The sequence below is a fragment of the Lysobacter sp. SCRH-1R genome, assembly GCF_057747855.1.
This window is the reverse complement of sequence record NZ_CM173227.1, coordinates 1415215-1431831: the sequence shown is the minus strand read 5'-3', so window position 1 is coordinate 1431831 and position 16617 is coordinate 1415215. Positions and strand designations below refer to the sequence as shown.

The 16617-nt window shown below is 67.8% G+C and carries 16 protein-coding genes and 1 tRNA gene; 13 read left to right on the top strand and 4 right to left on the bottom strand.

The genetic code is table 11. The features are described from left to right. From AC3ANK_RS06515 to AC3ANK_RS06455, 13 genes are all read left to right on the top strand, one after another. The gene (locus AC3ANK_RS06515) at positions 1 to 222 is read left to right on the top strand and encodes a hypothetical protein (RefSeq protein WP_484172457.1); all 222 of its coding nucleotides are present in this window, start codon (positions 1 to 3) and stop codon (positions 220 to 222) included. Further along, positions 219 to 497 (top strand): hypothetical protein, encoded by a 279-nt coding sequence (locus AC3ANK_RS06510; protein ID WP_484172456.1) that lies wholly within the window; start codon positions 219 to 221, stop codon positions 495 to 497. Before AC3ANK_RS06515 ends, AC3ANK_RS06510 begins: the two co-directional genes overlap by 4 nt. Positions 498 to 600: 103 nt before the next feature. Further along, positions 601 to 840 (top strand): hypothetical protein, encoded by a 240-nt coding sequence (locus tag AC3ANK_RS06505; RefSeq protein WP_484172455.1) that lies wholly within the window; start codon positions 601 to 603, stop codon positions 838 to 840. 10 nt (positions 841 to 850) lie between these two features. Then, the gene (locus AC3ANK_RS06500) at positions 851 to 1468 is read left to right on the top strand and encodes a hypothetical protein (RefSeq protein WP_484172454.1); all 618 of its coding nucleotides are present in this window, start codon (positions 851 to 853) and stop codon (positions 1466 to 1468) included. A gap of 140 nt (positions 1469 to 1608) precedes the next feature. Continuing rightward, positions 1609 to 1881, top strand: coding sequence for a KTSC domain-containing protein (locus AC3ANK_RS06495; RefSeq protein WP_484172453.1), 273 nt, complete (start codon positions 1609 to 1611; stop codon positions 1879 to 1881). Between the two features lie 49 nt (positions 1882 to 1930). Continuing rightward, positions 1931 to 2737, top strand: a complete 807-nt coding sequence (locus AC3ANK_RS06490; protein WP_484172452.1) for a recombinase RecT — start codon at positions 1931 to 1933, stop codon at positions 2735 to 2737. Further along, the gene (locus tag AC3ANK_RS06485; protein WP_484172451.1) at positions 2734 to 4434 is read left to right on the top strand and encodes a YqaJ viral recombinase family protein; all 1701 of its coding nucleotides are present in this window, start codon (positions 2734 to 2736) and stop codon (positions 4432 to 4434) included. Before AC3ANK_RS06490 ends, AC3ANK_RS06485 begins: the two co-directional genes overlap by 4 nt. After that, positions 4434 to 4910 (top strand): HNH endonuclease signature motif containing protein, encoded by a 477-nt coding sequence (locus AC3ANK_RS06480; RefSeq protein WP_484172450.1) that lies wholly within the window; start codon positions 4434 to 4436, stop codon positions 4908 to 4910. The genes AC3ANK_RS06485 and AC3ANK_RS06480 overlap by 1 nt, the downstream gene beginning before the upstream one ends. Next, complete coding sequence (locus tag AC3ANK_RS06475) at positions 4907 to 5293, top strand: hypothetical protein (RefSeq protein WP_484172449.1); 387 nt, start codon at positions 4907 to 4909, stop codon at positions 5291 to 5293. Before AC3ANK_RS06480 ends, AC3ANK_RS06475 begins: the two co-directional genes overlap by 4 nt. Then, the gene (locus tag AC3ANK_RS06470; RefSeq protein ID WP_484172448.1) at positions 5286 to 7016 is read left to right on the top strand and encodes a DNA cytosine methyltransferase; all 1731 of its coding nucleotides are present in this window, start codon (positions 5286 to 5288) and stop codon (positions 7014 to 7016) included. The genes AC3ANK_RS06475 and AC3ANK_RS06470 overlap by 8 nt, the downstream gene beginning before the upstream one ends. Beyond that, positions 7016 to 9586, top strand: a complete 2571-nt coding sequence (locus AC3ANK_RS06465; protein WP_484172447.1) for a DNA methyltransferase — start codon at positions 7016 to 7018, stop codon at positions 9584 to 9586. Before AC3ANK_RS06470 ends, AC3ANK_RS06465 begins: the two co-directional genes overlap by 1 nt. Continuing rightward, positions 9583 to 9741 (top strand): hypothetical protein, encoded by a 159-nt coding sequence (locus AC3ANK_RS06460; RefSeq protein WP_484172446.1) that lies wholly within the window; start codon positions 9583 to 9585, stop codon positions 9739 to 9741. The genes AC3ANK_RS06465 and AC3ANK_RS06460 overlap by 4 nt, the downstream gene beginning before the upstream one ends. An 11-nt stretch (positions 9742 to 9752) precedes the next feature. Continuing rightward, on the top strand, positions 9753 to 11288 hold the full coding sequence (locus AC3ANK_RS06455; protein WP_484172853.1) for a recombinase family protein: 1536 nt from the start codon (positions 9753 to 9755) through the stop codon (positions 11286 to 11288). Here the strand turns inward: AC3ANK_RS06455 and AC3ANK_RS06450 are convergent. The 4 genes from AC3ANK_RS06450 to nuoL all read right to left on the bottom strand — a co-directional run bounded on the left by AC3ANK_RS06450 (position 11245) and on the right by nuoL (position 16607). Continuing rightward, a tRNA-Met gene (locus tag AC3ANK_RS06450) sits at positions 11245 to 11321 on the bottom strand. The two genes, AC3ANK_RS06455 and AC3ANK_RS06450, sit on opposite strands and share 44 nt — an antisense overlap. Before the next feature lie 78 nt (positions 11322 to 11399). Next, positions 11400 to 12854, bottom strand: a complete 1455-nt coding sequence (gene nuoN, locus AC3ANK_RS06445) for an NADH-quinone oxidoreductase subunit NuoN (protein ID WP_206859249.1) — start codon at positions 12852 to 12854, stop codon at positions 11400 to 11402. Between the two features lie 12 nt (positions 12855 to 12866). Beyond that, complete coding sequence (locus AC3ANK_RS06440; RefSeq protein WP_484172852.1) at positions 12867 to 14315, bottom strand: NADH-quinone oxidoreductase subunit M; 1449 nt, start codon at positions 14313 to 14315, stop codon at positions 12867 to 12869. A gap of 99 nt (positions 14316 to 14414) precedes the next feature. Continuing rightward, positions 14415 to 16607: an NADH-quinone oxidoreductase subunit L gene (gene nuoL, locus AC3ANK_RS06435; RefSeq protein WP_484172445.1), complete on the bottom strand. Its 2193-nt coding sequence runs from the start codon at positions 16605 to 16607 to the stop codon at positions 14415 to 14417. Positions 16608 to 16617 lie beyond the last annotated feature (10 nt).

The window sequence follows — 16617 nt, the reverse complement described above, 5'->3', positions numbered from 1 at the left end:
ATGTCGAATGTCGTCTATCTCCACCGCACGACGCCGGGCCGCGCAGCCGGCACCGGCATCGCCGTCGCAATGATGGCGTCTCGCTACGGCGTGAAGCCGGAAGCGGCACGCGCCATGGGCCAGCAAGCGAAGGAAATGGTCGAGCGGGGCCATAGCGGCGCGAACGTGCGCGCCTCTTTCCTGTCGCGTCTGCGCCGGACAGCCGAGCCGGTGTTCGCATGAACGCGAACATGCCGTCCGGCCCGATCGACCTCGCGCTGTTCGCGAACGAACCGGCGTTCCCGCACTCGACGGTGACGGAGTCTTACCACCACGCGTTCGCGCACCACCGCGGGCTCACGCGCGGCGACCAGGTCTTCATCCGCGTCCTCGCCGGCTACATCGCCGCAGGTTCGAACGGCATGCCGTCGCCGGCGGAGCTCGTCGCGCGCGCCGACGAAACCACGGACCTTGCCATCCGCGCAATGGCCGCCCGCCATTCGAGGACTGCCGGATGAACGCGATCGACGTGGTCTTCGGTGTCGTGATCGTCGTGCTGCTCGTGATCGAAGGCGCGCATGCGTGCGCCTGGGCAGAGCGCGCTGACGGGAGGGCCGACCAGTGAAGCGGCGCACCCATCGCGCGATCGTCGACGCGCTCCTCGAATCGATGGACGTCTGCGATGCGACGCGCTCGCACGAAGCGACGCCGCACCAGCGCGTGCGCGCACGGCTCGCCGAACGCCGCGCCTGGCGCTACCTCCTCGCTGCATTCGTCGTCCTGTTCCTACTCATCGGCGTGGCCGTTCGCGCGACCGTGCCCTCCCCCCAGCCGGCCGTCGCCGGCGTTCCCCTCCCGTAAGGAAACCGACATGCCTTTCGAGTTCGACGGCAAGGCCGAAATCAAGCACCTCAACATCCGCAAGGGTTCCAGCGACGACTCTCAGGTCAGCATCGACATCAAGCTGGCGTTCGAAGGCCTGCCGCTGGGCACCGCCGCCGCCGCGCTGGGCGTCGAAGATCCGGAGACGCTGAAGCGCGCGCTCTTCCGCAGCACCGCCGAGGACGCCGAAGAGACCGCGCGCTTCCTCGGCCTGCGCAGCCTGACGTCGAACGCCAGCTGGGAGGACAAGCACGCCGTCACCCTCGGCGGGTTCCGCCGCCTGCGCGCGCACAAGGTCGGGAAGATCGAACTGGTGCCGCGCAACGCCGGCCGCTTCGACGGCTCGATGCAGATCACGATCCAGCAGCCGCCGTCCGGCTTCGTCGAGAACCTGGCCGAGCAGCTCAACAGCGTGCTCAAGGTGAAGCTCGAGCACGACGCGGAACTGCCGCTGGAAGGCGGCGATGCGAAGCCGAAGGTCAAGCCGACGCAGACCTCGATGAAGCTCAATCGCCACGACCGGAAGGTCGGCCGCAAGGACGTGGGCAAGGCGCTGCGCGGCAACTCGCGCGCGCGTGGCGGCGGCCGGAAGTCGAAGGCTGCCTAACCGAATACCTGCGCCGGCCAGGCCCCCTAAAGCCGGCAACCGTGACACCCCAGCGAGGAGAAGCCGCTGCCAACGCCGGTGAATCGGCACGAGCAGCCCCGGAGGCAACCGGGACTCATCCCCCATCCCGAGAGAACGCCGTGCGCACCATCCCCATGCAGGACGTGCAGTCCTCCCAGATCCACAGCATCGGCCACGACGCCGAGAGCAACACCCTCGCGATCCGGTTCAAGAGCTGGAAGGGCCAGCCGACGAGCCTCTACCACTACCAGAACGTCAGCGCCGCCGAGTTCGAAGCGCTGCGCGACGCCGAGTCGATCGGTCGCCACTTCGGCGAGCACATCAAGCCGCACGCCGACCGCTACCCGTACACGCGGATCGAAGGCGCGCCGGCGCTGCCGGCTGCGGCCTGATTCCCACAACCACCGCACGCCGGCGTAGCCGGCAGGAGTTTCAATCCAGATGTCCGTTCCCGCCCAGCAGACCGCGCTTGTCGCGCAGCCGCGCCAACAGTTCGACCTCAGCCCGCAGACGTTCGAGCAGGCGCTGACGTTCTGCGACTACCTCGCCAACAGCGACCTCGTCCCGAAGGATTTCAAGGGCAAACCGGAGAACTGCCTGATCGCGATCCAGTGGGGCGCCGAGCTCGGCCTGAAGCCGCTGCAGGCCTTGCAGAACCTCGCGATCATCAATGGCCGTCCCGCCTTGTGGGGCGACGCGGTCCTCGCGATCGTGCGCGCGTCGCCGCTCTGCGAATACGTCACCGAATCGGACGACGGGCATACGGCCACGTGCAAGGTGAAGCGCCGCGGCGAATCCGAAGAGATCCGCAAGTTCAGCATGGACGATGCGAAGACCGCGGGGCTGCTGGGCAAGGCCGGCCCCTGGACGCAGTACCCCAAGCGCATGCGGCAGATGCGAGCGCGCGCTTTCGCACTGCGCGACGTCTTCACCGACGTGCTGCGCGGCATGGCAATCGCCGAAGAGATCATGGACATCCAGCCGGCTTCCTCAGACGAGCCGAAGCGCGTTGTCGCCACCGTGGTGCAGCCTGACGAACTGCCGCTGTATTCCGATACCGACTTCTCCGAAAACCTGCCGAAGTGGTGGACGCTCATCGCGAGCGGCCGGAAGTCGGCCGACGACCTCATCGCGATGCTTCAGACGAAGGCGCGGTTCACGGCCGAGCAGCTGAACCAGATCCGAAACCCGCCGCGCGATGAAGAAGAGAGCGGTGACGAAGGCGAGGATCAGGGAGACCAGGCATGAAGGTCGTGAACCTGATCCAAGGCACGCCGGAATGGCACGCGCACCGCGCGCAGCACTTCAACGCGAGCGAAGCGCCGGCAATGCTCGGCTGCAGCAACTACAAGACCCGCGCGCAGCTCGTGCGCGAGGTCGCCACCGGCATCGGCGAGGACATCGACGACGCCACCCAGGCGCGATTCGACGCCGGCCATCGCTACGAGGCGCTGGCGCGTCCGCTGGCCGAGAAGCTCGTCGGCGAGGAGCTGTTCCCGTGCGTCGGCGTCGCCGACAGCAGTCCGCATTCCGCCAGCTTCGACGGTCTGACACTCATGGGCGACACGGCGTTCGAGCACAAGTCGCTGAACGACGAACTGCGCACGGCCTTCGGTCAGATCGAAGGCGCAAAGGTGCTTGGCGAAAGCGAGGCCGAGGCAGTCCGCATGTTCCTGCCGAAGGCGTACCGCGTGCAGATGGAACAGCAGTGCATGGTGTCCGGCGCGGAGCGCGTGCTGTTCATGGCCTCGAAGTGGAACGGCGATCATCTCGTCGAGGCACAGCATTGCTGGTACTACCATGACGCCGCGCTGCGCGCCGAGATCCTCGCCGGCTGGGAGCAGTTCGCTGCCGACGTCGCCGCGTACCAGCCCGAACCGGCGGCGGCGCCCGCGCCGGCAGGCCGTGCGCCCGACTCGCTCCCGGCGCTGCGCGTCGAGGTCAGGGGCATGGTCACCGCGTCGAACCTCGCCGAGTTCAAGGCGCAGGCGCTGGCGGTGCTGGGCGGCATCAACCGCGACCTGCAGACCGACGAGGACTTCGCCAACGCCGAGCAGACGGTGAAGTGGTGCAAGGGCGTGGAAGAGCGCCTGGCCGCCACGAAGGATGCTGTGCTCAGCCAGACCGCCGACATCGAAGCGGTGTTCCGCACGATGGACGAGGTATCGGGGGAGACGCGTCGGATCCGCCTGGAGCTGGACAAGCTGGTCGCGCGCGAGAAGGAAGCACGCCGCGCCGACATCGTGCAGGCCGGCGTCGCCGCCGTGCGCGAGCACTACGCCGCGGTAAACGCGATGCTCGGACAGCACGCGCTGGCGGTGCCGGCGTCGCTGGCGGCCGACATGGGCGTAGCCATCAAGGGCAAGAAGTCGCTCACCAGCATGCGCGACGCCGTCGACGCGGCCGCCGCCGCCGCGAAGATCGCCGCCAGCCAGCAGGCCGATCGCGTGCGCGCGAACGTCGCCATCCTCGCCGAGCAGCCGGAAGACGTGCAGATGCTGTTCGCCGATCGCGTGCAGCTGTGCGCGACGAAGGCGCCGGATGACCTGCGCAACCTGATCGCGGCGCGCGTCGGCGAGCACCAGCAGCGCGAGCGGGATCGCCTGGAGCGTGAGCGGCAGGCGGCCGAGCAGCGCGAGCACGAAGCGCAGCAGCACGCGGAACGCACCCGGCAGGTCTTCCGCGATGCTCCCACGGTGGTCATGAAGTCCGACCTGCCGCCGCCGGCGCGCGCGGGCAAGCGCATCAAGCTGGGCGACATCAACGGATGGATCGCGCCGCTGTCCATCACCGCCGACGGCCTTGCCGCGCTGGGCTTCAAGCCGGTGGGCACCGAGCGCGCCGCGAAGCTCTACGACGCGGCCGACCTGACGCGGATCTGCCAGGCGATGGTGCAGACCATCGAGCAGGCGCCCGCGCGCGCCGCTGAGAAGGAGGCCGCCTAATGCCGCACCCGGGCCAGACCATGCGACCGCTCGTGAAGCTCGGCCGCACGCCGGACGACTGCTGGATCTGGCTCGGGCCCGTCAGCAGCAGCGGGCACGGGAACAAGACGTTCGCCGGCAAGAGCGTGCCGGCGCACCGCTGGATGTGGGAGCAGCTGTTCGGCCCGATCCCCGACGGCCTGGTCGTGTACTCCACGTGCACGAGCAAGCTCTGCATCAACCCCCATCACCTTGCGTGCGGGACGATGGCCGACGCCACGCGCGCGAGCGTGCAGACGAAGCTCCTGCCGGGCGACGTGCTGGAGATCAAGGCCTGCACCGACCAGTGCGCGCCGATGGCGCGGTTCTACGCCGCGAAGTTCGATGTCTCCGAGCAGCTGGTGCGCGACATCTGGCGCGGCGATGCCTGGTCGCGCGCAAAGAAATTCCGTGGCCCGAGGCGGCCTCGCAACCAACACACGAGGAAGATCGCATGAACTTGCAGACCGACGCGCACGCCCACCTCGACGCCGCATTCAAGGCGGGCTGCCGCATCCAGGCGTGGCACCTCAACGATGGCGCCGCGAATTCGAACGATGGCCGGTGGGACACGCTCGCGCCGCCGGAAGGTCACGGACCTGAGTTCGGCTGCCATTCGCACCTGTACCAGATCCACCCCGACGACATGGCGAAGGCGCTCGCGGTGTGGGACTTCCGCATGCCGACCGGGCACATGCCGCCGAACTATCGCTTCTTCGTGGAGCGTCTCGTCAGCAACACCGATCCGGCAGGACTGGTGCGCGAGAACGAACTGCTGCGCGACGAGGTGAAGCGGCTTGCTGCGCTGGTGGCGGAACTGGAAGGCGGTCGCAATGGCTGACGGCTCGCGCGCCTTCAACTTCCCGCGTCCGCAGTCCTCGCGACTGCGTCCCGGCGAAATTGTCATCGACCTTTTTGCCGGCGGTGGCGGTGCCAGCGAGGCGCTGAAGCAAGCCATCGGCATCGATCCGGCGCTGGCCTACAACCACGACGAGTGGGCGATCGGCATGCACGCGGCGAACCACCCGCTGACGATCCACCATCGCGAAGACATCTGGCACGCGGATCCGCGCGTCGACGTCGCCGGCCGGAAGGTCGGCTGGTTCCACGCGTCGCCGGACTGCACGCATTTCAGCCAGGCGAAGGGCGGCCAGCCGCGCAACCGGAAGATCCGCGCGCTCACGTGGGTGGTGCTGAAGTGGTGTGGCCAGCTCGGGCGCATCGGCTTGGCGCCGCGCATCGTCTCGCTGGAAAACGTCTGGCAGATCCTGACGTGGGGGCCGCTGGTCGCGAAGCGCGACAAGGCGACCGGTCGCGTGCTGAAGATGGACGGCACCGTGGCGGCGCTCGGCGAGCGCGTGCCGGTGGAGAACCAGCAGCTGGTGCCGGACAAGCGGCGCGCCGGCCGCACGTGGCGCCAGTTCGTCACCGCGCTGCGTGCGCTGGGTTACGTGGTCGAATGGCGCAAGCTGGTCGCCAGCGACTACGGCGCCGGCACGAGCCGCGAGCGCCTGTTCCTGATCGCGCGCCGCGACGGCGAGCCCATCATGTGGCCCGAGCCTACCCACGGCCGCAGGAATAGTTCTGGGAATATTTTGCAGTCCGATTTGTTGCCGCTGGTCACGGCCGCGGACTGCATCGACTTCTCCGACCTCGGGCGATCGATCTTCGACCGCCCGCGCCCGCTCGCCGACGCGACGCTGCGCCGCATCGCGAAGGGTCTGGTGAAGCACGTGCTGCAGGCGGATGAGCCGTTCTTCCTGACCCAGTTCGCGAACGCCGGCAACGGCGGGCGCACCTGGTCGGCTGGCGAGCCGCTGCGCACTCAGTGCGCGCAGGTGAAGGGCGGGCACTTCGCGATGGTCGCGCCGATCCTCGCTGGTGTCGGCGGGCGCGCTGGGCAGTCTGAGCCGCGCCCCGCAAACCAGCCGCACTACACGTTCACGGCGAAGGCGGACTGCGCGGTGGTCAGCGCGTTCCTCGAGCAGGCCTGCAGCGGCTACTACGACGGCGCCGGGCAGGATCTTCGCAGGCCGGCGCCGACGATCTGCGCGAAGGGAAGCATCCAGCGCGTCGTCACGGCGCACATGGCCACGCTCCGCAACAACATGACCGGAGCCGACGCACGGGAGCCGCTGACGACGATCGCCGCCGGTGGCGAGCACCATGCGCTGGTGACCTGCGAGCTGACGCCCGAGCAGGAGGCCGGCGCCGCACGTGTCGCCGCCTTCCTCGTGAACTACTACGGCAACGGAACCGCGCTCGACGTGCGCGATCCGCTCGACACCGTCACCACGCGCGACCGCATGGCGCTGGTCACGGTCCACATCCACGGCACGCCGTACGTGATCGTCGATATCCGCCTGCGCATGCTGAAGCCGGCGGAGCTGTTCCGCGCGCAGGGGTTTCCGGCCGGGTACGTAATCGACCGCACCGCCGACGGCCGCCCGATCAGCACCAGCGCCGCCGTGCGCATGGTCGGCAACAGCGTTAGCCCGCCGCCGCTGCGCGCGCTCGCCGAAGCGAACCTCGATCCGGTCGCCGAACTGAGGATGGTCGCCTGATGGACAACCGCGACTACTTGGACTTCCTGCGCGCGAAGGTGGCCGTCGCTGGCTCGGCCGGTTTCGAGGTCGACGACGCGGAGGTGAACCCGATCCTGAAGCCGCACCAGCGCGCGATCGTGCGCTGGGCGATCGCTGGCGGGCGCCGGGCGATCTTCGCCGCGTTCGGTCTCGGCAAGAGCGTGATCCAGCTGGAGATCGTCCGCATCGTCATGGCTAGGACCGGCGGCCTCGGGCTGATCGTGATCCCGCTGGGCGTGCGGCAGGAGTTCGTCCGCGATGCCGCGATGCTGGGCATCGCCGTGCGCTTCATCCGCACGACGGCCGAGGCGACGGACCCGGCGGTGCTGTACCTCACGAACTACGAGAGCGTGCGCGAGGGAAAGATCGACCCGCTCGTGTTCACCGTGGCCAGCCTCGATGAGGCGGCGGTGCTGCGCGGCTTCGGCGGCACCAAGACGTTCCGCGAGTTCATGCGCCTGTTCGCCGGCGACGACCGCGGCGCCGGTGTGAAGACCGACGGCGTCCGGTACCGGTTCGTGGCCACGGCGGTGCCGAGCCCGAACGATCACATCGAGCTGCTAGCGTATTCGGCGTACCTCGACGTGATGGAAGTTGGCCAGGCCAAGACCCGGTTCTTCAAGCGCAACAGCGAGAAGGCGGACCAACTGACGCTGCACCCGCACAAAGAGCAGGAATTCTGGCTGTGGGTCGCGACGTGGGCGCTGTTCGTGCAGCGGCCGTCCGACATCGACCCGGACTTCAGCGATGAGGGCTACGAGCTGCCGCCGCTGGACGTGCGCTGGCACGAGATCGCGGGCGACCACCGGAACGCCGGCGAAGAGCGCGACGGCCAGGGCCGGCTCTTCCAGGTCGCCGCCATCGGCGTGCAGGACGCCGCGCGCGTGAAGCGCGAAAGCCTGCCCGCGCGCATCGCGAAACTGATGGAGATCCGCGCCGAGGCCCCGGACGCGCACCGGATCATCTGGCACGACCTGGAGGCGGAGCGGCACGCGATCGAGGATGCCGTCGCCGGCGTCGTCACGGTGTACGGCTCGCAAGACATCGACGAGCGCGAGGCCGCGGTGATCGCCTTCTCCAACGGCGAGACGCAGGAGCTGGCCGGCAAGCCGGTGATGCTCGGCTCGGGCTGCAATTTCCAGCGGCATTGTAGCTGGGCGATCTACCTCGGCATCGGGTTCAAGTTCTCCGATTGGATCCAGTCGGTTCACCGCCTGCACCGCTTCCTGCAGACGCGGACGGTGCGCATCGATCTGATCTACACCGAGGCCGAGCGCGACGTGCGCCGCAGCCTCGAACGCAAATGGCAGCAGCACATCGAGATGGTGGAGAAGATGACCCAGATCATCCGCGAGTACGGTCTCGCGCACGCGGCGGCGGCGAAGATGCTGGCGCGATCACTCGGCGTCGAGCGCGTCGAGGCCTCGGGCGACGGCTACACGGTGGTGAACAACGACTGCGTGCTGGAAGCGCGCGCGATGGCCGACAACAGCGTCGACCTGATCGTCACCAGCATCCCGTTCGCCAACCAGTACGAGTACACGCCCAGCTACAACGACTTCGGGCACACCGACGACAACGCGCACTTCTGGGAGCAGATGGATTTCCTGACGCCGGAACTGCTGCGCGTGCTGCGCCCGGGCCGCGTAGCCGCGATCCATGTGAAGGACCGGATCACCCCCGGCGGCATCAACGGCTTGGGCTTCCAGACGGTCACGCCGGTGAGCGACGAGTGCGTGGCGCACTTCCGCCGGCACGGCTTCGCGCTGCTGGCGCGCAAGACCATCGTTACGGACGTGGTGCGCGAGAACAACCAGACCTACCGGCTCGGCTGGTCGGAGCAGTGCAAGGATGGCTCGCGCATGGGCGCCGGCTTGCCGGAATACCTGCTGGTGTTCCGCAAGCCGCCGAGCGATCCGACCAACGGCTACGCCGACGTGCCTGTGGTGAAGGACAAGGCGGCGTTCACGCGCCCGCGCTGGCAGTTCGACGCGCACGGCTTCATGCGCAGCAGCGGCGATCGCCCGCTCCGGCCGGAAGAGCTCGAAGGACTCGACCAGGCCGCCATCTTCAAGCTGTTCCGGAAGCACTCCCTGGAGCAGGTCTACGACTTCCGCCACGACGTGCGCATTGCCGAGCACGTTGACCGGTCTGGCTGGCTCCCGTCGACCTTCATGCTGCTGCAGCCGCAGTCCTGGCACCCGGACGTCTGGACCGACATCACGCGCATGCGCACGCTGAATTCGACGCAGGCGGCCAAGGGGCGCGAGCAGCACCTGTGCCCGCTGCAGTTCGACATCGTCGATCGCTGCATCGAGCAGTACACGATGCCCGGCGAAGAGGTGTTCGATCCGTTCGGCGGCATCGGCACGGTGCCAACGCGCGCGCTCCGCATGAAGCGCCGCGGCCGAGCCGTGGAGCTCAACCCCAGCTACTTCCTGGACATGGCCGCCTATTGCGCTTCCGAGGCGCAGGGTCGCGCCCTCCCGGGCCTTTTCGACATGCTCGAGGCGGAATCCTCGGCGCCCGAACTGGGGCAAGCCGCGTGACCGAGCCCATCCCCGCCCCATACCTGCGCCTGATCGACGCGCTCGCAGAAAAAGCCGTCTCGGATTATCTGACCGAGGAAGCCGCGCGCCGTCAGGCTTCCAACGATGAGTGCACGAATCCCGCCCCGTTGCCGCAGCTGGACCAGGCTGCATAACCTCCGCCGCAATGCGAATCGCCGCCTACGCCCGCTACAGCTCCGACGCCCAGCGAGAAGCCAGTCTCGAGGACCAGCTGCGCAACTGCCGCGCCTATGCGGCGCGCCACGGCTGGCCGGAGCCAACCATCTACACAGACGCCGCGGTGAGCGGCGCGCGCACGGATCGTCCTGGCTATCGCCTGCTGCTGGCGGAGGCCGACCGGTTCGACGTGATCCTGGTCGATGACCTGTCTCGGCTATCGCGCGACAGCGTCGAGTCAGCGAAGGCCGTGAAGCGCCTGACGTTCGCCGGCGTGCGCCTCGTGGGCGTGAGCGACGGCGTCGACACCGGCCGCAAGGGGCATAAGCTTGAGGTCGGCATGCGCGGCATGATCGGCGAGCTCTACCTTGACGAGCTGGCGGACAAGACGCACCGGGGGCTCACCGGCCGCGCCCTACAAGGCGCCAGCGCCGGTGGGCTGCCGTACGGCTATCGAGTCGCCGGCGTCGGCCAGCGGGTGATTGATGAAGCACAGGCCGCCGTCGTGCGCCGCATCTTCGCCGACTACCTCGCCGGGCACGCGCCGCGCGCGATCGCCGCGGCCTTGAACCGGGATGCCGTCCCGGCGGCGCGCGGCTCGTCATGGGCGATGACGGCTATCCACGGCGACATCCGCCGCGGCATCGGCATCCTCGCGAATCCCATCTACGTCGGCCGCCAGATCTGGAACCGCAGCCGGTGGGTGAAGCACCCGGAGACGGGCCGCCGTGTTCGCCAGGAACGCCCGGAGAGCGAGTGGATCACCACGGAGCACCCGGACCTCGCCATTGTCGATGTGGAAACGTGGGAGCGCGTTCAGGCGCGCCTGCGGCGCAACCACAGGGCGAAAGGCACCGGCGGCGCCGGACGGCCTGCGCGGCACCTGCTGAGCGGCATCCTGCGTTGCGGGGAGTGCGGTGGCCCGATGGTCGTTGTGGACCGGTACGCCTACGCCTGCTCCATCGCCAAGGACCGCGGCACGTGCGCCAGCTCGATTCGGGTGGACCGGCGCCGCGCGGAGGACCAGATCCTCGCCGGGGTGCGCGATCGGCTCCTGCGGGAAGACCACTTCGAGGCCTTCCAGCGCGCCGCAGCGGCGAGGCTGAAGCGGACAGCGCCCGACATGGCCGCGGCGAAGCGGAAGCTCGCGGACGCCGAGCGCGTGCGCGACAACGTGATGCAGGCAATCCGCGCCGGGATCATTACGCCCAGCACCAAGGCCGAGCTGACCTCGGCTGAGGCCGCCATCGAGGCGGCGAAGATGAACATCGGGGCGCTACAGGACTTCCAGCCCGCGACCTTCCTGCCGCGCGCGCGAGATGTCTGGCGCAAGCTGGCGGCGAACCTGGCTGAAGAGGCCCGTGAACTGCCGGCGGCCCGCGAGGCGCTGCTGGCCATCATTGGAGACCGTATGCGCGTCATAAACAAAAACGGCGACCCCTTTGCAGAGATCGCCGCTTCGTCTGATGCTCAGATAAACGTGGTAGCGGGGGCAGGATTTGAACCTGCGACCTTCGGGTTATGAGCCCGACGAGCTGCCAGACTGCTCCACCCCGCATCAGGCCGACCATGATAACGGCCGACTAAAACATGCGCAACCCCGATTCATGAATCAAATCGGGTTGCGCGAAATAACTCAGCCCGCGAACGCCCTCTGGCACCACGCCATGATCGGATTCCACGCGAGGCCCAGCGCGAGCAGCGCCAGTGCATTCACGCCGAACGCGATGCGCAGCGGACGGTTGTCGGTGGCTTCGACCGCCTGCCCTTCCGGCTCGTCGAAATACATCGCCTTGATCACGCGCAGGTAGTAGAACGCGCCGACCACCGCGAACACGACGCCTACGATCGTCAGCCACAGCATGTCGCCCTGCAGCGCCGCGCGCAGCACGGCCAGCTTCGACCAGAAGCCCAGGAACGGCGGCACGCCGGCCAGCGAGGCCATCACGCACAGCACCAGGCCGGCCATCCACGGGTTGCGCGCGTTGAGGCCCTTGTAGTCGTCGATGCGATCGGCTTCGAAACCACGACGCGACAGCACCACGATCGCGCCGAACGCCGCGGCCGACATGATCGCGTAGCTGATCGCGTAGAACAGCGCCGCGGCGAAGCCTTCGCGCCCGCCACCGGCCAGGCCGACGAACAGGAAGCCGACGTGCGAGATCGTTGAATACGCCAGCAGTCGCTTGAGGTTGGTCTGCACCATCGCGCTGAGATTGCCGATGGCCAGCGACAGGACCGCGAGGACGGCCAGCATCAGGCGCCACTGCTCTTCGAACGCGGGCGCACCGATCTCCAGCAGGCGGTACGTCATGCCGAACGCCGCCAGCTTCGGTGCGGAACCGATGAACAGCGTGATCGGCGTCGGCGCACCGTGGTACACGTCCGGCAGCCACATGTGGAACGGCGCGGCGCCGAACTTGAACGCGATGCCGGCGACGATGAACACCACGCCGGTGATCAGCATCAGCGTGTTGCCTTCGGCGATGCGCTGCTGCGTGGCGACCGCGATCTCATCGAGCTGCAGCGAGCCGGTGGCGCCGTAGATCAGCGACAGGCCGTACAGCAGCAGGCCCGAGGCCAGCGCGCCGAGCACGAAGTACTTGATCGCCGCTTCCGAGGCGAGCGGGCTGTCGCGATCCACCGCGACCAGCGCGTAGGAGCACAGCGCCAGCATTTCCAGGCCGAGGTAGACCATCACCAGGCTGCCCGACGACACCAGCAGCATCATGCCGGCGGTGGCGAACAGCATCAGCACCGAGACCTCGCCCTTGTACAGTTCGCGGGCGCGCAGGTACGGCCAGGTGTAGATCATCGCCAGGATGCCGACGACGCCGATCGTCACCTTCATCACGTCGGCCGCGGTGTCGCGAACGAACATGCCGCCGAGCACGGTGCCGTGGCCGCCCACGCCGGTGGCGACCAGGAGGGTCGCGACCGCGAGCACGGCGATGCCGAACAGATGGCTGACGACGCGACGGCGTTCGTCGATGAACAGGTCGAGCATCAGCAGCGCGAACGCGCCGAGGATCACCACCAGCTCCGGCAGGAGCGGCAGCAGGTCGGCGGCGGAGCGGACAGGCATGTTCATTGCGCTACAACCTCAGAGCTTCGACGCGGCGATCTGCGTCGCCAGGTTCGCGATGGAGGGTTCCATCAGGTCCGTCAGGGGCTTGGGCCACAGGCCCAGGATCAGCACGCCGGCGGCGAACACGCCCAGCACGATGGCTTCGCGCGGGTTGATGTCCTCCAGCTCGGCGACGTGCGCGTTGCCCACTTCGCCCCACATGGTGCGCTTCACCAGCCACAGCGTGTACGCCGCGCCGATGATCAGCGTGGTGGCCGCGACGAAGCCGATCAGCGGGTGCTGCTGGAAGCTGGCCAGGATCACCATGAACTCGCCGACGAAGCCCGACGTGCCCGGCAGGCCGGAGTTGGCCATCGCGAACAGCACGACGAACGCGGCGAACCACGGCATCACGTTCGCGACGCCGCCGTAATCCTTGATCATGCGGGTGTGCATGCGGTCGTACAGCACGCCGACGCAGGAGAACATCGCGCCCGACACGAAACCGTGGCTGATCATCTGCACCATCGCCCCCTGCAGGCCCAGACGCGCACCGTCGGTGTTGCCGGCCTCGCGCACCAGCGCGAAGGCGATGAACGTACCGAGCGTGACGAAGCCCATGTGCGACACGGACGAGTACGCGATCAGCTTCTTCATGTCGTCCTGCGCGAGCGCGACCAGGCCGACGTAGACCACCGCGATCAGGCTCAGCGCGATCACCAGCCACGCCCACTCCGCGCCGGCGTCTGGCACGATCGGCAGCACGAAGCGGATGAAGCCGTAGCCACCGATCTTCAGCATGATCGCGGCCAGGATCACCGAACCGGCGGTCGGCGCTTCCACATGCGCGTCCGGCAACCAGGTGTGCACCGGGAACATCGGCACCTTCACCGCGAAGGCGATGAGGAACCCGAAGAACAACCACATCTGCTCGGTCGCCGTCAGCGGCAGCGCGTACATGTCCGCGAGCTGCCAGCTGCCGCCCTTCAGGTACAGGTAGATCAGGCCCAGCAGCATGAACAGCGAGCCGAGGAACGTGTACAGGAAGAACTTGATCGACGCGTACACGCGGCGCGGACCGCCCCACACGCCGATGATGATGAACATCGGGATGAGCATGCCCTCGAAGAACACGTAGAACAGCATCGCGTCCAGCGCGGCGAACACGCCGACCATCAGGCCTTCGAGGATCAGGAACGCGGCGTAGTACTGCGCCACGCGCTTGTCGATCGAGGTCCACGCGCCAATCATCGCCAGCAGCGTGGTCAGCGTGGTCAGGGCGATCAGCGCGACGGAGATGCCGTCGACGCCCAGGTGGTAACGGATGTCGTACGCCGGGATCCAGTTGCGGTTCTCGACGAACTGCATTGCCGCGGTCGCCATGTCGAAACCGGTGAGCAGCGGGATGCTCGCCAGCAGCGTGATGAAGGCGATGCCGGTGGCGAACCAGCGCGCCGCACCGGCGCGCTGGTTGCCGAAGGCCATGGTGGCCAGGCCGCCGAAGATCGGCAGCCAGATCAGCAGGCTGAGCAGGAAGGAAGTGCTCTGCAAGGGCTCGGGGTTCACGTCGGGTCCTTGTCCTAGTTAGTGCCAGTAGCGGATCAGCACGGCCAGCAACGCAATCAGGCCAATGATCATCGCGAACGCATAGTGGTAGAGATAACCCGACTGGATACGGCGGGTCAGGTTGGCGACGAGGTCGACGACGCGGGCGCTGCCGTTGACCACCGCACCGTCGATGACGTGCGAATCGATGGCGCGCGATGCCTTGCCGAGTCCCAGGCCGCCGCCGGCGAAGCCGCCGATCCAGAGCTTGTCGAAGCCGTACTTCTCCTCGAGCACGCGCACCGGCCAGGCGAACATGCGGCGCGCCTTGGCGGGCAGCTCCGGCTTCCACCAGTACATGATGGTCGCGAGCACGAAGCCGGCCAGGGTCAGCCAGAACACCGGCGCGGTGAAGCCGTGGATCGCGTACTTGACCGGACCGTGCCACACCTCTTCGCCGACGAGCGCGACGGTGTCGCGGGCCGCGGCCAGGTCGATGGCACCGAGGAAGAACGGCAGGCGTTCGGCATGGCCCATCACGTCGGTGCCGAACAGCATCGGACCGGCGGTGAAGAAGCCGATCAGCACCGACGGGATCGCCAGCAGGATCAGCGGCACCGTCACCACCCACGGCGACTCGTGCGGCGTGTGCGCGTGGTGGTCGTCGTGGCCGTGGCTGTCGCCGTGCGCGTTGTGCGCGTTGTGCGTGGCGTGGCCGTCGTGACCATGCTCCTCGGCGAGCTGCGCCTCGTGCTCGGTCGAATCCGCTTCCGGCGCGACGTAGTGGTCGGGCACCGGATCGTGGAAGCGTTCCTTGCCGTGGAAGGTCAGGTACAGCAGGCGGAAGCTGTAGAACGAGGTTACGAACGCGCCCAGCAGCACCGCCCACCAGGCGTACGTCGCCACCCAGCCGCCCGCTTCGTGGGCGTGGTGCGCGGCAGCCTCGATGATCGTGTCCTTCGAGTAGAAGCCGCTGAAGAACGGCGTGCCGATCAGCGCCAGCGTGCCGATGAGCATCGTCCAGTACGTGATGGGCATGTACTTCTTCAGCCCGCCCATGCGACGCATGTCCTGCTCGTGGTGCATGCCGATGATGACCGAGCCGGCGCCCAGGAACAGCAGCGCCTTGAAGAACGCGTGCGTCATCAGGTGGTACACGCCGGCGCTGTACGCCGACACGCCCAGCGCGACGGTCATGTAGCCCAGCTGCGACAGCGTCGAGTACGCGACCACGCGCTTGATGTCGTTCTGCACGATGCCGATCAGGCCGGTCCAGAACGCGGTCGTGGCACCGATGAACAGCACGAAGGTCAGCGCCGTCTCGGACAGCTCGAACAGCGGCGACATGCGCGCCACCATGAAGATGCCGGCGGTCACCATCGTCGCGGCGTGGATCAGCGCGGAGATCGGCGTCGGGCCTTCCATCGAGTCCGGCAGCCACACGTGCAGCGGCACCTGCGCCGACTTGCCCATCGCGCCGATGAACAGGCAGATGCAGATGAAGGTCATCAGCGACCAGCCGCCGATCGACGACATCCAGCCGCCGGCCTGCGCCAGCGCCGGCCACGCGTTCTGCAGCTGTGCCGCGGCAAGCGCCGGCTCGCCGGCACGCGCGAACACGGTGCCGTAGTCGAGCGAGTTAAAGGTGTACAGCACGCCCGCGATGCCGAGCAGGAAACCGAAGTCGCCCACGCGGTTGACCAGGAACGCCTTGAGGTTCGCGAACACCGCGGTCGGCCGCTTGAACCAGAAGCCGATCAGCAGGTACGACACCAGGCCCACCGCTTCCCAGCCGAAGAACAGCTGGAGGAAGTTGTTGCTCATCACGAGCATCAACATCGAGAAGGTGAACAGCGAGATGTAGCTGAAGAAGCGCTGGTAGCCGTCGTCCTCGGCCATGTAGCCGATGGTGTAGATGTGCACCAGCAGCGAGACGAAGGTGACGACCACCATCATCATCGCGGTCAGCTTGTCGACCATGAAGCCGACGTGCGCTTCGATGCCGCCGACCTGGAACCAGGTGTAGACGTTCTCGTTGAACGGCGAGGCGCCCTGCAGCAGCTGCCACAGCGTGTACATCGACAGCGCGCAGCTGACCGCGACGCCGAGGATGGTGACCCAGTGCGCGCCGGCGCGTCCCACCTGGCGGCGGAACAGGCCGGCGACGATCGCGCCGATCAGCGGCGCGAGGACGACCGCCAGCAGGACGGATTTGGAGATGGCGTGTTCCATTGCGTGCTCC

What these genes read in the sequence shown, in the direction of transcription:
- AC3ANK_RS06500 (WP_484172454.1), top strand. Translation starts at nt 851, where the DNA reads ATGCCTTTCGAGTTCGACGGCAAGGCCGAAATCAAGCACCTCAACATC.
- nuoL (WP_484172445.1), bottom strand. Translation starts at nt 16,607, where the DNA reads ATGGAACACGCCATCTCCAAATCCGTCCTGCTGGCGGTCGTCCTCGCG.
- AC3ANK_RS06485 (WP_484172451.1), top strand. Translation starts at nt 2,734, where the DNA reads ATGAAGGTCGTGAACCTGATCCAAGGCACGCCGGAATGGCACGCGCAC.
- AC3ANK_RS06480 (WP_484172450.1), top strand. Translation starts at nt 4,434, where the DNA reads ATGCCGCACCCGGGCCAGACCATGCGACCGCTCGTGAAGCTCGGCCGC.
- AC3ANK_RS06510 (WP_484172456.1), top strand. Translation starts at nt 219, where the DNA reads ATGAACGCGAACATGCCGTCCGGCCCGATCGACCTCGCGCTGTTCGCG.
- AC3ANK_RS06465 (WP_484172447.1), top strand. Translation starts at nt 7,016, where the DNA reads ATGGACAACCGCGACTACTTGGACTTCCTGCGCGCGAAGGTGGCCGTC.
- AC3ANK_RS06440 (WP_484172852.1), bottom strand. Translation starts at nt 14,315, where the DNA reads ATGGCCTTCGGCAACCAGCGCGCCGGTGCGGCGCGCTGGTTCGCCACC.
- AC3ANK_RS06470 (WP_484172448.1), top strand. Translation starts at nt 5,286, where the DNA reads ATGGCTGACGGCTCGCGCGCCTTCAACTTCCCGCGTCCGCAGTCCTCG.
- AC3ANK_RS06490 (WP_484172452.1), top strand. Translation starts at nt 1,931, where the DNA reads ATGTCCGTTCCCGCCCAGCAGACCGCGCTTGTCGCGCAGCCGCGCCAA.
- AC3ANK_RS06515 (WP_484172457.1), top strand. Translation starts at nt 1, where the DNA reads ATGTCGAATGTCGTCTATCTCCACCGCACGACGCCGGGCCGCGCAGCC.
- nuoN (WP_206859249.1), bottom strand. Translation starts at nt 12,854, where the DNA reads ATGAACATGCCTGTCCGCTCCGCCGCCGACCTGCTGCCGCTCCTGCCG.
- AC3ANK_RS06475 (WP_484172449.1), top strand. Translation starts at nt 4,907, where the DNA reads ATGAACTTGCAGACCGACGCGCACGCCCACCTCGACGCCGCATTCAAG.
- AC3ANK_RS06455 (WP_484172853.1), top strand. Translation starts at nt 9,753, where the DNA reads ATGCGAATCGCCGCCTACGCCCGCTACAGCTCCGACGCCCAGCGAGAA.